Consider the following 19847-nt stretch of genomic DNA (forward strand, 5'->3'; position numbering starts at 1 on the left):
CAGAATCTTTCCGCAGGGGCAGCGTGGGTTGCTTCGCTGCGCGCGCAATGACGATGTGGAGGCCGTGCGTGTCGGGGCGCGCAGGCCCCGACCGGTTCGAAACAAGAACTCGAAACTAGAACTTGAAGTTCGCGAACGCCCGGACGCCGATGCCGGGCATCAAGACCTCGTCCTTTGTGTAGGACACCGAGTTGCGGATGTTCTCGTTGAGCAGGTTGTTGCCGAGGAGGCCGACCAGCATCTCGCGCGCGCCGAACGGATTCGGCTTGAGCTTGGTCTTGTAGCTGACCTCGGCCTTCAGCAGATTGTAACCCGCCGTCGGCGTTTCCGCGATCACGGCCACGTTGTTCTGGGCGAAGGCGTGCAACAGGTTGATCCGCATCAGCCAGTTGTCGTCACGCCAGAACACGCCGCCGCCCAGTCGCACCGGCGGAATCCGCGGCACGTTGGTGCCGTCGGAGAAGGTGGCGCGGACGAAATCGAGCTGGTTCTCGATGCCCCAGATGCCGCCCTGGAATGCGCCGATATCGAGCTGCGACTGGAATTCGCCGCCGCGGAAATTGGCATTGCGTTGCGAATAGACCGCCTGATTCAGCTCGGCGCCCGGCGTGCCGCACGAGGCGAAATCGTCATCACACATCACGCCGGTGAGGCGGCGATAGATGAAATTGTCGAAATGCGTGTAGTAGACGGTGGCCTCGAAGCGGAACGGTCCCGTCGCCCTGCGTACCCCGAGCTCGACCGACTTCGCGGTCTCGATGGTGAGATTGGGATTGCCGATGTCGAACGTCGCCGTCGCGTCATGACCGCCGCGGGAAAACAGCTCGGCCGCCTTCGGCGCGCGCTCGACATATTGCGCGGTGATGCTGCCGACCATGCCGCCCGGCAGGTCCTGCAACAGGCCGATGCTGCCGCTCTTCGGCGTGAAGGACGGATTGCGCGCGATCGGCGCCTGCGGCGTGCCGTCGGGCAGGTAATCCGCCGGGAAATCAGGCGTCGTGCCGTGCAGCTCGACATGCTCGATGCGCCCGGCGATCTGCGCTCGCGTGGCCTCCGTGAACTTGAACTCGTTGAAGGCGTAACCGGCAACGCGCGTGCTGTTGTTCGGGTCCCACAGGCCGTTGAACAGCGTGCCGGGATTGTCGGGACTCGGCGCGGTCAATTCCTGATGGCCGACCTGGAAGCCCAGCGCCGTCGTCACCTCGGCGAACCGCGCGTTGAACGGCATCAGCTGCACCTCGGTGCGGATCTCCTGCTCCTTGTTGGTGAAAGTCTGCCGGATGCCGTCGCTGTTGAGGTCGGCGGGATCGGCAAGGCCGAGCTCGTTGTGCCGGTAGTCGGTCGCGCCGGCCCAGAAGCGGACCGCGTCGATCGCGGCCGCGTCGGGGTGGTACTCGCCCTTGACGTTGATCTTGGTCTGGTGGCCGTCGATCCGCGTGTTGTGGTCGGCGCCGTCGATGCCGGGGATGTGGTAGAGCGAATCGTTCTGCGTGATCGATGCGCCGATATAGCCGCCCTGGAAGAAGTAGGAGCCGCCGATCGAGGCACCGTCGGACCGCGTCGCCGAGTTCGGCTGGCGGCCGTTCACGGGACGCGACTGGTCGGTCAGATAGGGATAGCTCGGGATGTAATAGTCCGAGGTGGTGCGACCATAGGCATCGGCATGGAACGCAAAATTGCCGCCGCCGGTATCGAGCAGCACGCCGCTTTCGACGCCGCGGTTGACCGAGTCGAACGCGGTACGCGTCTCGGCGGTGACGCAAGGCGAGGTGCCGGCAGTCGCGAGCGGCGCCTTCGTCGGCAGCCCGTAGCTCTGGAACGACGGCGCGCAAGCAGGCAACGCATCCGGAATCCGGTTGTTGGTGGCGGCGACGACGCCGCCGATCGAGGTCGAGCCGTAGCGAAGCGCGGCGGGTCCGCGGATCACTTCGACCTGGTTGGTCGCGAGCGTATCGATCGGGACGAAATGATCCTCGCCGAGGTCGGAGGCGCCGCCGGCATTGGTGCCGTTCTCGAGGATGCCGACACGATTGACGTCGAGACCCCTGATGATCGGTCGGCTGGATGCTCCCGGCGCGAAGCTCGACCCGGTGATGCCGGGCTTGGAGAACAGGAGGTCGCCGAGCTGGCCGCCGCCCTCGCGGCGGATCTCCTCGTTCGGGACCACGGTGACGGTGGCGAACTGGTTGGTCACGATTGGCAGCACGCCCTGCTGAGGTGCGGCAGGCACTGGGGCTGCCGGCGCCGCTTCCGCCGTCTGTTGGCGGCTGCGCACCCGTGCGGTCCGCGTGCCGCGGCCCGCGTTGCGCGACGGCACCACTGCTCTGCGCACGATGGGGCTCGGCGCCGTCACGGTGACGGCGGGGATCTCGGTCGACGATTTGTCTTGCGCCGGCTCTTGAGCGAAAGCGGGCGTGGCGGCGGCACCTAGCAGGAGCAGGCTGGCTCCGCCAAGACGCTGCGCGCGTCGCGATTGAAATGACATGGTCCTGATTCCAGTCAGGCGCCGTCCGCATGATTGTCTGCTGATCGGAGGCGGCCTGCCGTCGCGGCGCGACGGAATTCGACTTCAACTTTTCCCGGGGCGTTCGCCGATTTGCGGCGAGCCCAGGCGTGATCAAGCGACGTTGGAAGTCAGGACGCGGGAGGGGCGCGCGGCTGGAACGCCGCGCCGGCCGATTTCAGATGGAGAAATTCGGCATCGGTGGTGCGATAGAGCAGTTCGATCGCCTGCGGCAGTTGCAGCAGGGGCGGCGTGGCGAACAGGATCGTGCCCGCCATCGCGACGACGGCGCAGATCGCGCAATTGTCCTCGCCCGGATGCTCGCGGTCGGGACTCGCCGGCGATTGCTTGTGAACCGCTGCGCGGTCGATCCTGGCCTGATCCTTGGCGCCCTCTTTGGCGCCATCGGTCTGCTGGAGCGTGGCTTGGGCAAGTGGAGCGGCTTGGGCGAACCAATGGCTATGGCCGAACGTCAGCCCGAACTGCACCAGCATCGCGAACAACGCGAGCCGGGCGCCGTGCCTGATATTCGACCGGAACCACTTCATCTGGAAAGCCACCCTCACATCGGGGCGTCAATCCCTGGACGCCGCGATGTTATAGTGTAACATCGCCCGATCGATCAGCTGATGTCAACGGCGGGCGGATCGGCCCGCGCAGGCCGCTCAGCCGATGTGTCGTTCGGGCAACTCCAGCATGATGAGACCAGGTCTGATGTAGCACGAAGCAGGTGCGCTCTTTCTCCCGCAAGCAAGCGGGAGAGGTTCGAACGAGCCCCTGGGGGCCGTCATCACGCCTCGGGAGATCACCGCCCCTCGCGGACCCAGGTCGCCGCGAACGCGCCGAGCAGCAGCAGAAGGCCGATCAAGCCGGCGAAGATCGGCAGCACGCCGACGCCCTTCACCACGCTGGCATCGCGCATCCGCACGCCCATCCAGCCGTCGCCGTGGAAGACGCTGGTGGAGCGCACCGGCAGGATGCGCGGCAGCTCGACGCTGTTGCCACTGGCCACGCGCACGGCGTCGCCACCGGTCGCCTGCGTCAGCGGCTTCAGGGTGTCGACGATGGAGGTGACTTCCGAAAACTCCTTCGGATTGGTCGGGCCGACATTGATCAGCGCCTTCAGCGTGCCGTCGGTGGCCTGCCACAGGCCGAGCTCGCTCGCCGGCAGGCTGGCGCGCCATTCGCCGGGCTCGCCGGCGCTCAGCGTCAAATCGTGCGACACGCCAGACGGCGAGATGACGCGCACCGGCTGGACGCTGTCCGCCATGGTCTGGCGCACCACGACGAGGTCCTTGCCCTGCACCTGGAGCCGCAGCGCTTCCTCGTCGAGGTCCGGCTGCTTCATCAGCCAGTGCGACATCCGCCTGAGCAGGTCGAGATGCGGCCCGCCGCCTTCATAGCCGCGCGCCCACAGCCAGATGTGGTCGGATAGCAGCAGCGCGACGCGGCCCTCGCCGAAGCGAGACAGGAACAACAGCGGCTTGCCGTCGGCGCCGGTCATGACAGGCGGGTTCACGGCATTGCGGGTGTCGACGGTGCGGAAGAACCGGCTCCAGTGCGGCGGCTCGCTCGCCGAGCCTTCCAGCCCGCGTGTGACGGGATGGCGTTTGCCGATGTCCGACAGATGCGCATAGAACGGCTTTTCGGTCACGCCGACCGGCTCGGCCGGCAGCACCGAATCCAGCGGCGTGCGCCAGATGCTGGTGTTGGAGGCGTAGTCGGGCCCGGCCGAGACCAGCACCGCGCCGCCCGAGCGGACATAGCGCGTGATGTTGTCGAAATAGGCGATCGGCAGCACGCCCTGACGGGCGTAGCGGTCGAAGATGATCAGCTGGAATTCGTTGATCTTCTGCTGGAACAGCTCGCGCGTCGGAAACGCGATCAGCGACAATTCGTTGATCGGCGTGCCGTCCTGTTTTTCCGGCGGACGCAGGATGGTGAAATGCACGAGGTCGACGCTGGCGTCGGATTTGAGCAGATTGCGCCAGGTGCGCTCGCCGGAATGCGGCTCGCCCGAGACCAGGAGCACGCGCAGCTTGTCGCGCACGCCGTCGATGGCGACGACCGCTCGGTTATTCACCGGCGTCAATTCTCGTTCGAGCGGCGAGGCCTCGATCTCCACGATGTTCGGGCCGGCGTGCTTGATGTCGACGTCGACGCTCGCGCTCTGGCCGCTTCCCAGCGTGCGCTCGTTGATGACCTCGCCGTCCCTGCGGATCGTAACCTTTGCGCGCTCACCCGAGACGCCCTGGTCGTCGAGGCGGTAGCTGATGGTCTGGGTCTGGCCGACGATGCCGAAGCGCGGCGCCGCCGTGACCGCGATGCGACGGTCGCGCTCGTCCTTCTGCCCGGTGATCAGCGCGTGCACCGGCGCCTGGAAACCGAGCGCGGCGGCGTTCGCCGGGATGTCGTGGACGCGGCCGTCGGTGATCAGGAACGCGCCGGCGACGCGGTCGACCGGGACGTCCGACAATGCCGAGGCGAGGGCGCCGAACAGCTTGGTGCCGTCGGTCTCGCCATCGGCCTGTCCGGCCTCGACGACGCGGACCTCCAGTCCCTTGATCTTCTTCAGGCTGTCGACCAGCGCTTCCTGCGCAGCTGCGGCCTCACGGTTGCGGTTGCCGAAATTCTGGCTCGGACTCTTGTCGACGACGACTGCGGCGACCGAGGTGAGGGGATCGCGATCCTCGCGGGTGAAGGAGGGATTGGCGAGCGCCAGCAGGAACAGCGCCAGCGCGGCCACGCGCACCGCGGCGCCGCGTGCGCGAGCAAGCAGCAGCACGAGCGCGACGATGACGATCGCGGCGAGCGCGAGCCACAGCACGATCGCGGGGACAAGCGGCGTGAATGCGATGCCGTAGTTCATGACGATCCTATTGCCCCAGCCGTTCGATGAGGGCCGGTGCGTGCACCTGGTCGGCCTTGTAGTTGCCGGTCAGCGTGTACATCACGATGTTGGCGCCGGCGCGGTAGGCGAATTCGCGCTGGCGGGGGTCGCCGCCGGTCACCGGCAGCATGGCCTGTCCGTCGGGCCGCACGGCCCAGGCGCCGGCAAGATCGTTCGAGGTGATGATGATCGGCGAGACGCCGTCGCCGCCGCGTGCCGGCCGCTGCGCGCTGTCCTCGTCGTCGTCGCGCGGCAGGGTCTCGACCCAGGTCTGGCCGGCGGTGAAGCGGCCGGGGAAGTCGCGCAGCAGATAGAAGGTCTTGGTCAGCACGTGCTCGCGCGGCACCGGCTCGAGTTCGGGCACGTCGAGCGACGACAGGATGTCGCGCAACGTCTGCATGCCCGGCGTCTGCGACGCGCCGTTCGCGCCGGGCGGTGCCTCGATCGCGTCGCGGGTGTCGAACAGCACGGTGCCGCCCTGCTTCATGTAGGCGTCGATCTTGTTGATGGCATCCTGCGGCGGCTTCGGCGTGCCCGGCACGATCGGCCAGTAGATCAACGGGAAGAAGGCGAGCTCGTCGCGCGCCGGATCGACGCCGACGGGATCGCCGGCCTCGAGCGCAGTGCGCTGGGCCAGGAACAGCGTCAGCCCGTTCATCCCCGCCTTGACGATGGAGTCGACGTCGGCATTGCCGGTCACGACATAGGCGAGCCGGGTCTGCGACACCGCCTTCATCGCGAACTCGTCGGATGCGCTATCGGCGCGCGACGGCGCGGGCGAGAGCGACGCGAATCCTGCGAGCAAGGCGAGCACGATCATTGCGGGCGCGGCGCGGCGGCGCAGCAGCGCGGCAAGGCCGCCGCCGAGCACCGCGACGATGATGGCGTCGATCAGGAACAGCGCAAGCGCGGTGGACAGCAGCCAGCCGCGCAGGTCGCGCGGCTCGGCATTGGTGTAGGTGGCGTGCCGGGCACGCAGGCCCGCGGTGTTCAGGGCAGCGATGCGGTCGGCGCTAGCAAGCGTGTTCACGGCGAGCGGTCCTTCGGCCGGACCATAGAAGCCGGGCGGATGATCGGGGGTGGCGCGGTCGCGGTAATCCGCAGGCAGCGGTTTTGCGGTTGCAGGCGGCGGGCCGAAGGCGCCGAAGCCGTCGAGGATGTGCAGCGGCGCCACCGTCTCGGCAGGCGCTTCGCTGGCAACACCCGCACCGGGCTTGGACGTGTAGCCGGACATGTCGACCACCCGCCGCAGCATTTCGACGAAGGTGCCCGACATCGGCAGGTCCGACCAGCGCATGTCGGCGCTGACGTGGAACAGGCTGACGAGGCCCTTGCCGCGATGCTCGCCGGTCACGAGCGGCGTGCCGTCTTCCAGCGAGGCCCAGCTCTTGGTGGCGAGCACGGCGTCGGGCTCGGCCAGCACCTGGCGGCTCACGGTGACGTCCTTGGGCACCGCGACGCCCGCAAACGGGCCGTCGGCCGCGAAGGAAGCCAGATGCTGCGGCTTCTCCCAGGTCAGGCTGCCGCCGAGCGTGCGGCCGCCCTTGCGCAGCTTGACCGGGACGAGATCGTCCTCGGCCTGCGCCAGCCTTGGCCCTGCGAACCGCACCAGCACGCCGCCCTGGTCGATCCAGGCATTGAGGCGCTCGCGGAGCTCAGGGGCGATGGTGCCGACATCGGCGAGGATGATCATCGGCAGCTTCTGGTCCAGAAATTGTGTGATGCCCTGCTGCGGCGAGCCCTTGTCGGCGAGCCGGACGTCGGCGAACGGCGCCAGTGCGCGGGTGAGATAGAAGGTCGGCGCCAGCAGTGGCTGTGCGGTCTCGCTGGTCGAGCCCGAGACGATGCCGATCGCGCGGCGGCGCCAGCGCTTGTCGAGCAGCTGCACCGCGCCGGCAGAGCGCTCGCCGGATATTTCGAGCCGGGTGATGTCGTTGCGCAGCTCGACCGGCAGGTCGAACGCGGCTTCGGTTTCCTTGTCCTGCGGGCCGAACGAATAGCGGGCCTCGCCGATCGGCGAAGCCTTCTGGTCGAGCGCGCGTACGGTGCCGACCGCGATGCCGCTGTCGGTGCGCAGCACCTTCACCGTCATCTTCGCCGCAGCGTTCTCGGCCGCGACCAGCGCCAGCGGCGAGGAAGTGCCGCCTTCGAACACGGTCAGGCTGCGATCGCCGATGGTCTTGCCGAGGCCTTGCACGAAGTCCTCGCCGCGGCCGGTATCGATGCCGTCGGAGAGCCAGGCGATCTCGCAGTCGCCGGTGGCCTTGAGGAAACGGTCGACCGCAGCCAGCGTCTCGACGCGATCGATCGAATAGGGCTTCGGCGTGAGTTGCCGCAGCGCGACGCGCGCCGCGCCCGCCGGCATCAGGGTGATGTCGCGGTTCGGCTCCGACAGCGGCACCAGCGCGATGGCACGGCGGTCATTGTCGGCGTTCGCGATCAGCTCGTCCGCGGTCCTGATCCTGACGTCCCAGTGCGATGCGGCGCTCCAGCCGTCGTCGAACATGATCATCAGCGGCGCCTTGCTGCCGGCGAGGCCCGTTTGCGGATTCCAGATCGGGCCGGCGGCGGCGAAAATGACGAGCGCCGCAGCCAGCAGCCGCAACGCGGTCAGCCACCACGGCGTCCGCGACGGCGTCTCTTCCCTGGGCGCGATGTCGAACAGCAGGCGGGTCGGCGGAAACTCGATGCGGCGCGGCCGCGGCGGCATCACGCGGAGCAGCCACCACAGCACCGGCAGGCTGACGAGGCCGATCAGGAGCAGCGGTTGCGTGAAGGCGAGAGGCAATCCCATCATGCGGCCGGCCCCGCCTTGATCGTCGTGGTGCGGGCGCCCGACTTGCTCACCTGCATGCCGGCATGCAGGAACAGCAGCAGTTCCGCGGCGGAGCGGTCGGTCGCGTGCGTCGTGAAGAGCCAGTCCAGCTTGTTGGTCTCGGCGCGGATCTGGTCGCGATGCAGCGCGAGCCGCGCGGTATAGTCGTGCGCCCAGCTCTCGGCGCGGCCGGCGGTGATCACGCCAAAGCCTTCCGGCTCGACGAATTCGACGCGGCCGGAATAGGGAAACGACTCCTCGGCGGGATCGACGACCTGCACCATCGTGCCGTGCGCGCCGGAGCCGGAGAGCCCCGCGAGCGTCGTCCTGATCTCGGAGATCGGCGACCAGAAATCCGACAGCACGATGATCTCGGCCAGTGCCGCGGGCACGAAGGATGGCGGCAGGCTCGGCCGGTCGGCATCGTCATGCAGCATCGCCTGCGCCATCTTGTCGATCACGCTGCGGCTTGCGGTCGGCGCCATCAGCCCGGGAATGCCGACGCGCTCGCCGCCGGAGACGAGCAGCTCGGCGAGCGCGAAGGCGACGATCAGCGTCCGCTCGAGCTTGGACTCGCGCGCGGTCTTCGAGGCGAACGCCATCGAGGGCGAGCGGTCCGGCCAGATCCAGACCGTGTGCGCGGCTTCCCATTCGAGCTCGCGGACATAGAGATGGTCGTCACGCGCCGAGCGGCGCCAGTCGACATTCTGCGACGGTTCGCCCGAGACGAAGCGGCGGTATTGCCAGAAATTTTCGCCGGAGCCGGCGCGGCGCCTTCCATGCAGGCCGTGGATGACGTTGGCGGCAATGCGGCGGGCCTCGAGCACCAGGCGCGGCAGCGAAGCGGCGAGCGTGCGGCTTTCGCCATCGGCACGTCGGATCGCCAGTGTCTCCTTCGCTGCGTGCCCGTTCTCTGCTGCCATCAACCGATCCGTGTCTTCAACTGCCGGATCACGTCCGGAATCGTGCGGCCTTCGGCGCGCGCCTGGAACGTCAGCGCCATGCGGTGCTTCAGCACCGGCTCGGCGAGGTCGAGCACGTCGTCGATCGAGGGTGCCAGGCGCCCGTCGATCAGCGCACGCGCGCGCACCGCCAGCATCAGCGATTGGCTCGCGCGCGGGCCAGGACCCCAGGCAATGAACTTGCCGGCTTCGCCGGCGTCCGGACCCGGGCGGGCCGAGCGCACCAGCGACAGGATCGCCTCCACGACGGAATCGCCAACCGGCAGGCGCCGGATCAGCCGCTGCGCGGTGATCAGCGCATCCGCGGTCATCGAGCCCCTGGCCAGCGTCTCCTCGGCGCCGGTGGTCTCGAACAGGATGCGGCGCTCGGCGTCGCGGTCGGGATAGTCGACGTCGATCTCCATCAGGAAGCGGTCGAGCTGGGCTTCGGGCAGCGGATAGGTGCCTTCCTGCTCCAGCGGGTTCTGCGTCGCGAGCACGTGGAATGGCTTCGGCAGATCGTGGCGCGCGCCGGCAACCGTGATGTGCTGCTCCTGCATCGCCTGCAGCAGCGCCGACTGCGTGCGCGGGCTGGCGCGGTTGATCTCGTCCGCCATCAGGAGCTGCGCGAACACCGGACCCGCGATAAAGCGGAAGGCGCGCCTGCCCGCGGTGCTCTCATCCAGCACCTCGGCGCCGAGGATGTCCGAGGGCATCAAATCGGGCGTGAACTGGATGCGCTTGGCATCGAGACCGAGCGTGACGCCGAGCGTTTCGACCAGCTTGGTCTTGGCGAGGCCCGGCACGCCGATCAGGAGCGCATGGCCGCCGGAGAGGATGGTGACCAGCGTGTTCTCGATCACGCGATCCTGGCCGAAGATGACCGACGCGATCGCATCCTTGGCGGCGCGAATCTGGCTCGACACCTGCTCGGCCGAACGGACGATCCCGTCCTCGAGTTTCTCGACACTCTCCGCCATTCGCTCGCTCCTTCAGCCTGCCACGCGGCTTGCTTGCATCGTCACGTCAGCACGTCACGTCATCACGTCGAGTCATGGGCCCTATGCTAGACTTGCAGGAAGGCCATGTATTCGTTGAATTAACCTATCCCCACCTTATCGGCTTCGGGTTATGTACGGCATCACGAAGTGGCGACCTCCACACCGGACTATTCCGGATGGAACCACGCACCCGAGTACAACGTAGACCTGCACCAATCGTGCCAATCACAGAGTCAGGGCAAACCATGGCGAACCAAGGGCAGAGTGCGGATCGCGGTCTTGAGGGACTGACTGCCGCCGCCAAAAGCGCTGCCAATGCCGAAGGCGCCAAAAAGGGCCTGCCTCCGGTGCATCTGTGGAATCCACCGTTTTGCGGCGATCTCGACATCCGAATCGCGTCCGATGGTACTTGGTTCTATCTGGGGACGCCAATCGGGCGTCCTGCCCTGGTCCGCCTGTTTTCGACCATCCTCAAGCGCGAGGGCGACAAGCACTTCCTGGTCACGCCGGTGGAGAAGGTCGGCATCCGCGTCGATGATGCGCCGTTCATGGCGGTCGAGATGCAGAAGGACGGTGAGTGCAATCATCGCGTGCTGCGCTTCCGCACCAATGTCGACGATTGGATCACCTGCGATGCCGCGCACCGGCTGCGTTTCGAGCAGGCGCAGGATGGCGGGCTGACGCCTTACTTGCACGTCCGCGCCGATCTCTGGGCCAAGGTCACGAGGGCGCTCTATTACGATCTGGTTGACATGGGTGAGGAGCGGATGGTCGATGGTCAGCCGATGTTCGGTGTCGAGTCGGCCGGCCAATTCTTCGCCATGGCCGATGCGGAGCAGGTGAGGGCCGCGCTTTGAATTTGAACAAGCCTATCCTGACGAACGAGCCCGTCGCGATGGGAGCTGCGGATTTCTTCGCCCGCTCCAGGGCGAAGCTCGGCTTCGACGTCCCGCCCGGCCTCTACGATCCCAACATCATCCCGGCCTCGGGGGATCCCGGCACCGACAAGATGCTCGAGATCATCGCGCGCGAGCAGCCGGTGCGCCCCGCGGCGGTCCTGATCGCGGTGGTCGACCATCCCGAGCCGACCATCCTGCTGACGCAGCGCTCGGCGCATCTCAACGACCATGCCGGCCAGATCGCGTTTCCCGGCGGCAAGATCGACGCGACTGATACCTCGCCGCTCGATGCGGCGCTGCGCGAGGCCGAGGAGGAGGTCGGGCTGTCCAGAGATTTCGTCGAGCCGCTCGGCTATCTCGATCTCTACGGCACCGGCTTCGGCTTCCGCATCCTGCCGACGGTGGCGAGGGTCAGGCCGGGCTTTTCGCTCACCATCAACCATTCCGAGGTTGATGACGCGTTCGAGGTGCCGCTATCCTTCCTGATGAACCCGGTGAACCACCAGGTGCACAGCAAGGAATTCCGTGGGCTGGCGCGGTCCTACTACGCGATGCCGTTCGCGGAACGCTACATCTGGGGTGCGACGGCCGGGATGCTGCGTGTGCTGTATGAGCGGATCTATTCATCATGATCCGGACGGTTCTGACCGAGATCGGAATCTTCCTCATCCCCTTTGCCGTTTATGCGCTGTTCCTGGCCGCCACGCGGTCCGGACTGTTCGCGCGATCCTCCTGGCCGGTGGCGGTCGTCGCGCGCCTTGCGCTGGCGGCGATCGTGCTGGTCATCGCGGGCCTGATCGGCCTCGCGCATTTCTCCGGCGCGCCGCCGGATTCGACCTACGTTCCCGCCCATGTCGAGAACGGCAAGCTGGTGCCGGGCGTGGAAAAATAGGGGCTGATCGATGAGTGCGGAGCCGTTGCTTGCCCATGCGCCCTGGCTGACCGCAGGTGGGACCGCGCGTGTCCTGGAACTGCTCAGCACTGATGGCGAGGAGGCGCGGGTGGTCGGCGGCGCCGTCCGCAATGCGCTGCTCGGTCTCAAGCCCGGCGACATCGACATCGCGACCACGGCGCTGCCGGAGGAGGTGATGCGGCGCGCCAAGGCCGCCGGCATCAAGGGCGTACCAACCGGCATCGACCACGGCACCGTCACGCTGGTCATCGACGGGCACCCCTACGAAGTCACGACGCTGCGCGAGGACACCGAGACCTTCGGCCGCAAGGCCAGGGTCGCATTCGGCCGCGACTGGGTGAAGGATGCCGAGCGGCGCGACTTCACCATGAACGGCTTGTCGGTCGATGCGAGCGGTGTCGTCCACGACTATGTCGGCGGCATCGCGGATGCGAGAGCCGGCCGCGTGCGCTTCATCGGCGATCCCGACCAGCGCATCGCCGAGGATTATTTGCGCATCCTGCGCTTCTTCCGCATCCACGCCGCCTTCGGTGCCGGCGAGCCCGACCGCGACGGCTATCTCGCCTGCATCCGGGGACGTGCGGGCCTGGCTGGCCTCTCGGCCGAGCGGGTGCGCATGGAGATGCTGAAGCTGCTGGTGGCCCGCGGTACAGCCGCGGCCGTGCTGGCCATGGCCGAGGGTGGATTGCTTCAAGCCCTGATCGGCGGCGTGGTCTATGCGGGCCCCTTGGCGGCGATGATCGCGATCGAGCGCGAGCTCGGTCTGCCCGCGAGCAGCACGCGACGCCTGGCGGCACTGTCGGTCGCCGTCACCGAAGACGCCAAGCGCGTCGCCGCGCGCTTGCGGCTTTCCAATGCCGAGGCCAAGGCGCTGGATTCGATGGGGCATCGCTGGTGGCGCTTCGCCACCAAGGACGAAGCCAATGCGCGGCGGCTGCTCTACCGGCTCGGTGCCGAGCGCTATCACGATCGCGTGTTGCTGGGCTGGGCGAGAAACGGCGGCGATGTCACCTCAATGCGCTGGCGTGCGCTCGCCGAGCTGCCGCAGCGCTGGACCGCGCCGAAATTTCCGCTGAAGGCCGCCGACTTCATTGCACGCGGTCTCGCCGAAGGACCCGCGCTCGGACATGTGCTGGCGCTCGCCGAGGACGCTTGGCTTGCGGCGGATTTTCCCCTAGAGGAAGCCGCGCTCGCTGCCATCGCCGATCAAGCTGCGGCACGCGTCAGTCGCGATCAGAAAAATTGACCGTCGTTTCGGGCTTCGCCGACATCTCGCTTCTGCAGCTGCTGCTGGTCGCAACGATGGCGTTGCTTACCAACTTGGCGAAACCGGCGCGGTGGTCATGTATCGCTGTGGTTCGTTCCCATGCGGTATTGCGTCGGTGAGCAGCCGAAGTGAGCGCGGAAGCGGCGATTGAAGTAAGTCACTTCATTGAAACCGCAGGCGAAGGCGATGTCACTCACCTTCGTGTCGTCGTAGCGAACGTCCGACAGCATCGCCCGTGCCTTCTGCAGGCGCAGTTCAAGTACGCGCTCCGAGAATGTCGCGCCGCTTTCGAGCAGCAAATCGCTGACATAGCGACGCGACAGATCAAGAGCATCCGCGATGGTCGTGACCGACAGAGACGGCTCGGCGAAGCGCTTTTCGATGATCGCGATCAGCTCGCGCTGCCGCGCGGCGCGCAAGCCGCGTTTCGCCGCAACCTCCGCGACCTCACCGCGCGCGCCGAGCGCCAGCACGATCAAATCCCCGAGCATGGCCTGCGCGTGACGTGTCAACTCCTGGTCTTCGCAGACCTCGTCGGCATCAAGGAGAAAATCGATGGTGCGATCGAGATGTCGTACCGCGGGGTTGGCCGGGTCGAGCAGCATTGCCGAGCGGTTGTCGGCATGCGGAACGAGCTTCAGAATTTGCGCTCGAGGTAGGGACGCCAGATTCCAGGCCGTGAGGCCGTGCGTAAAGCTCGAGACCGGTTGGGCGATGTTGAAGGCGACCACACTTCCCTGTTTCAGCTCAACCCCCTGGTTTCCCACCGTCCATAATTGCGGCTGAGGGCTGCGATAAAAGCCGACAAGAATATCGTCGCGATCATTGGTCACGTGCTTGCGCGTGCGCACGTAGTGCCCCGTCGTCGTGGCAAACCGGCTGACGCTCAGCTCGCCGAGCAGAACATTCTTCGACGCAGTGTAGAATGGCTTATCCTCGGCGTGCTTCATGTCCGCGTTGCCGAGCTGATCCATCCAAATGTCGTGCCACAGGCGGAATCGGGCCCTGTCATTCAGGTGGGAAGGAAGCTGGTCCGATGAAAACTCAATCTTCGGCATATCCGTCCAATATCCTCGCGCGCCGGTTCTATTCGTAACATGGTCGCCGCGCGAAATGCATCCACCCACCTTTCCACCGAAGTGATGCAAGAGCGGACAGCCGTGCATCTCAGGTCAAGTTCAGCGCCGGACAGGTCAAGTCTGCGGCTGCCGACCGTTGCGCCCAAACCACATTCGCCGGCGATCCCGTTGCCGCACCGTTTCGATCAACCCCAGCACCTTCGCGGACAAGACGACCTGAGCGCGACTCGGTAGTCATTCCGAACGACGGACTTATTGGGTGTATTGAACATGAGAAGATTGATCGCTGCCGGCGTTGTCGTTTCAAGCATGATGCTGTCGCCGCCAGCATTGGCTGACGACCTGCCGGGGAGGGTGACCGCCGTCTATGGCTGGACCGGATGGTACGGTGGCGTGAATGCCGGCTACGGTTGGCAGGACGAGAGCGCCGCTTTCACCGGCGATCACCTTGCCGATCCGGTGACGGGTGTCGGCCGTGGTGCGGGCACTGTGTTCACCGATAATCTGGCGATAGGTTCGCTGCAAGCGGACCCAGACGCGACCAATCCGACCTACCGGCAATCTCCTCGCGCATCCGGCTTCACCGGTGGCGGACAGATTGGCTACAATTGGCAGATCGAGCGCAAATGGATCGCGGGTTTCGAAGCCGACCTGCAATACGCCAACATCAAGGACGATACGTTGTTTAAGGCGCCCGATGAGGGCGGCGTCACCCTCTCGGCCGCCTCTTCCCATCAACTCGACTGGTACGGCACCCTGCGAGGCCGGATCGGCTACTTGTTGAGCGATCGCCTCCTCGCTTTCGGCACAGGCGGCCTCGCCTATGGTGGAACGAAGTCACAGGCTGCCATCTCGATCATTGGTCCGCTGGGCTGGAGCGTCGACGGCGGATTCGTCACAAGGATTATCTGTCCTGGCTTCACGACCTGCCTCGCGGGCTCCTCGTCACAGGTCTCAGTCGGCTGGACAGCCGGTGGCGGTCTTGAATATGCAGTGCTGCCGAACGTCACTATCAGGTCCGAATACCTGCACATCGACCTCGGCGACCAGAACGTGAAGCTGACGGTGCAGAGTCCGGCGACCGGCAATGGCTTCGTCAACGTCAAGTTCAGCAACGCTTACGACATCGTTCGCATGGGGATGAACTTCCGGTTTTGATCCGCTCGGAGCGACCGATAGCTGTGCTCCGTCCGGCGGCCGCCTGCTTGAAAGAAATTGAAGCCGGACATACGTTGACGCTCGCCGAGGACGCTTGGCTCGCGGCGGATTTTCCACTAGAGGAAGCCACGCTCGCTGCCATCGCCGATCAAGCTGCGGCGCGCATCAGCCGCGATCAGAAAAATTGACCATCGTTTCAGGCTTCGCCGACATCTCGCTTCTGCAGCTGTTGCTGGTAGCAACGATGGCGTTGTTTGCTTCGATCATCGGTGGCCTCGCCGGCTACGGCACCGGCGCCCTGATGCCGCTGGTGCTGGTGCCGCTGGTCGGCGCCGAGCCCGTGGTGCCGATCATCGCGATCTCCGCGATGCTGACCAATGCGAGCCGCGCTCTCGCCTATGTCCGCCATGCCGACCGCCGCCGCGCGCTGATCGTGCTCGCCTGCGCAGGCTTGACCACCGCGCTCGGAGCCTATGGCTACACGCGCCTCACCAATGCCGGCGCCGCACTCGTGATCGGCGCCATGCTGATCCTGAGCGTGCCGCTCCGCCGCGTGCTCCGCCGCCGCAAGGTGCGGATCGGCGAGACCGGCCTTGCCGCCGGCTCGGTGGGTTACGGCGTGCTGGTCGGCGGCACGTCGGGGTCCGGCGTGATCCTGCTCTCGCTCTTGATGGCCGCAGGGCTCGAAGGCGCCGCCGTGATCGCGACCGATGCGATGATCTCGCTCGGCACCGGCCTCATCAAGATCTCGGTGTTTGGGCTGGCCGGCGCCGTCACCGCGCAGGTGCTTGCCTTCGCGCTGCTGATCGGCGGCATGGCGGTGCCCGGCGCGTTCCTCGCAAAAGCGTTCGTCGAGCGGATGCCGATGCACATCCATGCGGCGATCCTGGACGTCGCGGTGATCACTGGCGGGCTGGTGATGATCTCGGCGGCGGCGAGGCAGCTGATCTGATACACGGTCGAGGCATTGACGGCGCGGATCTCCAGCCGACGGCGCCGCGGTCTCCATCTTCTATCGTGCACCAATGGAGCGCTTCTAGCGTCGTCCGACTTCAGATTCGTGCTCCATCTGCAGGATGCGCTCTCGTAGCGCGCCGAAGGTCTCTTCCGCAGCCTCGCTGAACAGCGGATCCTCATGATTGGTCGAGGTCGAAGCGATCTCGCTCCAATCTGCAGGCTCTAGAGCCTTGAGAGCGGCAGGAAAGAAATCGCGGTCTTCAATCACGATGTGACGCCGCTCGCTCTCTATGAAGTCGCGAATGATATCGTCCACGTCTTGCCGAAGGAGTTCCCGATCCGAAAGAACACTCTCGATCGCCTGCGCAACGCGGTGCAAACGCTCGGCTCCCTTTTTGTGCTCAAGTCTCAGGTCGCCGACGCTTGCCGCCGCATCCGGATCGCGAAGCTCCAGTTTGGCAAAGACCAACTCCTCCAGGGGATGATGGTAGATCTCGGGATAGAGTTCGAAATAGCTGATGATTGCGCGAATGACTTCATAGTCGGGGTGGTCCCCGCGATCGAAAATATCGAGCTCGTGCTCGAGCACGGCAAGCAGCGTCTCGATATTGCGGTGTTCCCGGGATAGACGCTCAATGATCATTGTAACCTCCAATGAACCATTGAATGATCGAAAAATATCCTGAAGGCGAATTGGAATCTTGCGCTGGATCAAACTCTGGGATCGGGTCGGCCGGGCTGAGCAGACGAAGCCTCGGGAGGTTGCACGACGGCGGACCCCGTCGAACCGGGCCGGGCAAGGACGGGAGCGCAGCGACATTCGTGGCGAACTCTCAGCCGGTGTTTCTGACCGCCTCAGCCAGAATGGCATAGAGCTGCTGCTTGCTGAATTCCTTGGGCTGCTGCCTCTCCGCAGTGTTCCGCGACACTTTCCGTGCGACTGGACGGGCACAGGCTGCCGACGACGTCGGCCTCGGCTTTGGGGGCGGTCTTATCTTGGGCCTTGCTGTGGGCGGCTTGCGGCCGCGCTTCAGGCCCAGACGGGTCAGCATGCCGCAGACCGCGTTACGACTGCACCCGAGACGGCGCGCGATCTGCGCTGCGCTCTGTCCCGCGGCCCAGAGCCGATTGAGGAGCGCTATGTCCTTCGCATCCCAGCCCATGAGAAATATTATAGCGCCGACTGCCAACTCGCACCAGTCTAGTCTTCGTCCGGCTCGCGCACGACCGGCGGTTCGTCAGCGTCCTCTTCCTCTTCGTCGTCTTCGTCCTCGTCGTCTTCATCGGGATCTCTTGGCGGCATCGCGGTGCCCACGAGCACGAGCGGCGTCCAGCCGATCGCTGTGATGAAAAATGTTTCGGATGTGTGTTGCTTCATGTTGTTGCCACTCCTCGACAAGAATGCGCAGTCACGTATTCCTTGCTTACGACATCTGATGCCCAGGGCGCGCCATTGCCGCAAACGCGACCGGGATAGGTTGACTGCATGGCAGCGGGCGGCAGCTGCTGAGTTTGCGGCTACCTTGTGCCCGAGGACCCATCGGGCTCTATGTTGACCAAAACCTCGCCGGTGGTGATTTCGGGAACTCCAAGATCGAGGTCATGCAGACTCGCCTGAACGAACGCCAGTATCTTGGCGTTGGCTGCATTGGCGCTTTCGCGGTCGTTGAATATCATCACGGCGATACCAACGCCATCGCCCGCATCCAGCACATAGTAAGATCTGAATCCCGGCGACTGCCTTAGGATCTCACCGACGCCGCTCTTGGCGCGGCGTGCGGCGTCCGCTACCGAACGAAGCTTGATGTATTTGCGAATGACCATGTACATGAGGCCACCACACGCCACGCCCCCTCACGGATCAGGATATTCGGTCCCAGTCGAAGTCGGGGCCTGCTTCCGAGCTGGATCACGCCGCCCGGCTGCGAGGACCGCGCAACGCGTCATTCTCCAATGGACCATCCTCGCCCCGCAAGGGGAGACTCAGGAGCCCTCGAACTTGAAGGATACATTGAGTTTGGCGCGGTAGGCCTCGACTTTTCCCTTGTCATCCAGTTGCATATCGAGCTTGACGACCTCTGCAATGCGAAGATCCCGGAGAGATTTTGCAGCTTGCTCGACTGCGTTGGCGGCCGCCTTTTCCCATGAGTCGCTGCTGGTACCGACCAGTTCTATGACCTTGTAGACGCTATCAGGCATGTCGTCCTCCTGTCCGGCGTGATCCGGGAAATCTAGCATCAGGATCTCGACGCCGATACCGTTTCGGGGACGCCTCGGAGCCGGGAAGGGCAAACTGCACTTGCCGGAGCGTGGCTCCTGGCTCCGAACCGGGCCAGCGCCTTCATGCCCGTCATGGCGGGTAGACGGAAAAGGGTCTGTGCGGCTGTCACTTTCCCGTTTGACCCTCACCGACTTCATGCGGTTCTCCGGCGAGGCTGGTTGGGCCTGTCGGTGATGGTCAGGGCACGGACTGTCTTGAGCGCTGCACGACCCCGATTGCTGCGTCGATCAGAGATGCAGCAACGTTTTTGCCCTCCGGGCCCGAAGCCAACCCCCCATCACACCACGCCAGAGCAAGCGGGCGACGCATTTGCTCGAACGAAGCCCAGGCTGGCGGTGTATTCGCACATCGTGTTGCCGAATGCGACAGAGCAGGATCTGATTCCGCCAACACGGAAGACTTACGCCGGTCCGGTGGAGCTCGGTGAAGATCTGATGGTCATCGAAGTCGGCGAGAAGGTCGAGGTCCGAAGACCCGCCAAATCTTGATCCCGCTGTGAACTCCAGCGACGACATGATCGAGTAGGATCGATGTCCGCCATTGCGCCGTTATCGGCAGAGAAGCGGACATCGGTCGGGCCGGAGCGGAACGCTCCGACCTGACCAGGATTCGGCCTTAGGCGTGCCTACTCCTCGTCCTCATCCTCGTCTTCATCGTCCTCTTCCTCATCTTCTTCCACCTGCACGAGCACGGCGAGCGGCAGCGTCTCGCGGAATAGGTCGCCTTCCATGCCCATCCACAGGCAGAGCACCTCGTTCTCCTTCACCTCCGCGACGGTCAGCGGCTGGCCGCCGGATTTCAGCATCACGACATCGCCGGCTTTCAGATCCATGGATTGTCCTTTCGGGTTGATCGACTCGGCCGTGAAGCTAACAGGCCGTCATGACATGCCGATCACGCCCGCTGCCGTGCCGGGAGATTCCGCCGGCACGTTGCGATACGGTCTTGGCTGCGCTCGCTCGCGATCGGCTGGTTCGGCCGCACTGGTTGCGCATGCGGCTCACGCAGAAGCATGTCCCTCGCAAGCCCCGCGACGATGACATCATGCCCCTGTTTTGCCCGACGAGTCAAAGCCGTTTCGTATAATCCGTAAGCCCTTGATTTTGCAGCTGCGCCCTACTGTGCATGGGGTTGTTTTCGCAG

The 19847-nt window shown here is 65.3% G+C and carries 21 protein-coding genes; 8 read left to right on the top strand and 13 right to left on the bottom strand.

What is annotated here, in order from left to right:
• Window positions 1–115: 115 nt before the first annotated feature.
• From XH87_RS28970 to XH87_RS28995, 6 genes are all read right to left on the bottom strand, one after another.
• Window positions 116–2485: a TonB-dependent receptor gene (locus tag XH87_RS28970; RefSeq protein ID WP_271589864.1), complete on the bottom strand. Its 2370-nt coding sequence runs from the start codon at window positions 2483–2485 to the stop codon at window positions 116–118.
• Window positions 2486–2634: 149 nt separating this feature from the next.
• Complete coding sequence (locus tag XH87_RS28975; protein WP_271589865.1) at window positions 2635–3051, bottom strand: DUF2946 family protein; 417 nt, start codon at window positions 3049–3051, stop codon at window positions 2635–2637.
• Between the two features lie 257 nt (window positions 3052–3308).
• Entirely contained in the window at window positions 3309–5372 is a 2064-nt protein-coding gene (locus tag XH87_RS28980) for a hypothetical protein (RefSeq protein ID WP_271589866.1), read from the bottom strand.
• A gap of 7 nt (window positions 5373–5379) precedes the next feature.
• The gene (locus XH87_RS28985; RefSeq protein WP_271589867.1) at window positions 5380–8190 is read right to left on the bottom strand and encodes a DUF4159 domain-containing protein; all 2811 of its coding nucleotides are present in this window, start codon (window positions 8188–8190) and stop codon (window positions 5380–5382) included.
• Entirely contained in the window at window positions 8187–9131 is a 945-nt protein-coding gene (locus XH87_RS28990; protein WP_271589868.1) for a DUF58 domain-containing protein, read from the bottom strand. Before XH87_RS28990 ends, XH87_RS28985 begins: the two co-directional genes overlap by 4 nt.
• Window positions 9131–10129 carry an AAA family ATPase gene (locus XH87_RS28995; protein WP_035699913.1) on the bottom strand — a complete coding sequence of 333 codons (999 nt, stop codon included), beginning with the start codon at window positions 10127–10129 and terminating at the stop codon, window positions 9131–9133. The genes XH87_RS28990 and XH87_RS28995 overlap by 1 nt, the downstream gene beginning before the upstream one ends.
• Window positions 10130–10395: 266 nt before the next feature.
• On the opposite strand from XH87_RS28995, the gene XH87_RS29000 reads away from it, so the two are divergent.
• Genes XH87_RS29000 through XH87_RS29015 form a run of 4 tightly spaced genes read left to right on the top strand, consistent with a single transcriptional unit; the run spans window position 10396 to window position 13208 of the window.
• Complete coding sequence (locus XH87_RS29000) at window positions 10396–11007, top strand: DUF1285 domain-containing protein (protein WP_158671320.1); 612 nt, start codon at window positions 10396–10398, stop codon at window positions 11005–11007.
• A gap of 38 nt (window positions 11008–11045) precedes the next feature.
• Window positions 11046–11681, top strand: a complete 636-nt coding sequence (locus tag XH87_RS29005) for a CoA pyrophosphatase (RefSeq protein WP_442868320.1) — start codon at window positions 11046–11048, stop codon at window positions 11679–11681.
• Window positions 11678–11941: a DUF6111 family protein gene (locus XH87_RS29010; protein ID WP_035699907.1), complete on the top strand. Its 264-nt coding sequence runs from the start codon at window positions 11678–11680 to the stop codon at window positions 11939–11941. Before XH87_RS29005 ends, XH87_RS29010 begins: the two co-directional genes overlap by 4 nt.
• Before the next feature lie 10 nt (window positions 11942–11951).
• Complete coding sequence (locus XH87_RS29015) at window positions 11952–13208, top strand: CCA tRNA nucleotidyltransferase (RefSeq protein ID WP_271589870.1); 1257 nt, start codon at window positions 11952–11954, stop codon at window positions 13206–13208.
• A 95-nt stretch (window positions 13209–13303) separates the two neighbouring features.
• Here the strand turns inward: XH87_RS29015 and XH87_RS29020 are convergent, their stop codons facing one another.
• On the bottom strand, window positions 13304–14203 hold the full coding sequence (locus tag XH87_RS29020; RefSeq protein ID WP_333909206.1) for an AraC family transcriptional regulator: 900 nt from the start codon (window positions 14201–14203) through the stop codon (window positions 13304–13306).
• A gap of 384 nt (window positions 14204–14587) precedes the next feature.
• On the opposite strand from XH87_RS29020, the gene XH87_RS29025 reads away from it, so the two are divergent.
• Genes XH87_RS29025 through XH87_RS29035 form a run of 3 tightly spaced genes read left to right on the top strand, consistent with a single transcriptional unit; the run spans window position 14588 to window position 16418 of the window.
• Window positions 14588–15466, top strand: coding sequence for an outer membrane protein (locus tag XH87_RS29025; RefSeq protein WP_271589872.1), 879 nt, complete (start codon window positions 14588–14590; stop codon window positions 15464–15466).
• Between the two features lie 47 nt (window positions 15467–15513).
• A complete protein-coding gene (locus XH87_RS29030; protein ID WP_271589873.1) occupies window positions 15514–15654 on the top strand; it encodes a hypothetical protein in 141 nt (46 codons plus the stop codon).
• Window positions 15651–16418: a sulfite exporter TauE/SafE family protein gene (locus XH87_RS29035; protein ID WP_271589874.1), complete on the top strand. Its 768-nt coding sequence runs from the start codon at window positions 15651–15653 to the stop codon at window positions 16416–16418. Before XH87_RS29030 ends, XH87_RS29035 begins: the two co-directional genes overlap by 4 nt.
• Before the next feature lie 84 nt (window positions 16419–16502).
• On the opposite strand, the gene XH87_RS29040 is transcribed toward XH87_RS29035, so the two are convergent.
• The 5 genes from XH87_RS29040 to XH87_RS29060 form a co-directional block, all read right to left on the bottom strand.
• Entirely contained in the window at window positions 16503–17066 is a 564-nt protein-coding gene (locus tag XH87_RS29040; RefSeq protein ID WP_271589875.1) for a hemerythrin domain-containing protein, read from the bottom strand.
• A 190-nt stretch (window positions 17067–17256) separates the two neighbouring features.
• Entirely contained in the window at window positions 17257–17586 is a 330-nt protein-coding gene (locus tag XH87_RS29045; protein ID WP_035699897.1) for a GcrA family cell cycle regulator, read from the bottom strand.
• A gap of 38 nt (window positions 17587–17624) precedes the next feature.
• Window positions 17625–17801, bottom strand: coding sequence for a hypothetical protein (locus XH87_RS29050; RefSeq protein ID WP_199763264.1), 177 nt, complete (start codon window positions 17799–17801; stop codon window positions 17625–17627).
• A gap of 140 nt (window positions 17802–17941) precedes the next feature.
• On the bottom strand, window positions 17942–18253 hold the full coding sequence (locus XH87_RS29055; protein ID WP_271589876.1) for a hypothetical protein: 312 nt from the start codon (window positions 18251–18253) through the stop codon (window positions 17942–17944).
• A gap of 153 nt (window positions 18254–18406) precedes the next feature.
• Entirely contained in the window at window positions 18407–18841 is a 435-nt protein-coding gene (locus XH87_RS29060) for a dodecin family protein (RefSeq protein ID WP_271589877.1), read from the bottom strand.
• Between the two features lie 96 nt (window positions 18842–18937).
• On the opposite strand from XH87_RS29060, the gene XH87_RS29065 reads away from it, so the two are divergent.
• On the top strand, window positions 18938–19192 hold the full coding sequence (locus tag XH87_RS29065; RefSeq protein ID WP_271589878.1) for a hypothetical protein: 255 nt from the start codon (window positions 18938–18940) through the stop codon (window positions 19190–19192).
• A gap of 137 nt (window positions 19193–19329) precedes the next feature.
• Here XH87_RS29065 and XH87_RS29070 read toward each other — a convergent pair whose 3' ends face one another.
• Entirely contained in the window at window positions 19330–19536 is a 207-nt protein-coding gene (locus XH87_RS29070; RefSeq protein WP_271589879.1) for a DUF2158 domain-containing protein, read from the bottom strand.
• Between the last annotated feature and the right edge of the window lie 311 nt (window positions 19537–19847).

Origin of the sequence: Bradyrhizobium sp. CCBAU 53415, assembly GCF_028128735.1 — a bacterium.
Lineage (GTDB): Bacteria > Pseudomonadota > Alphaproteobacteria > Rhizobiales > Xanthobacteraceae > Bradyrhizobium.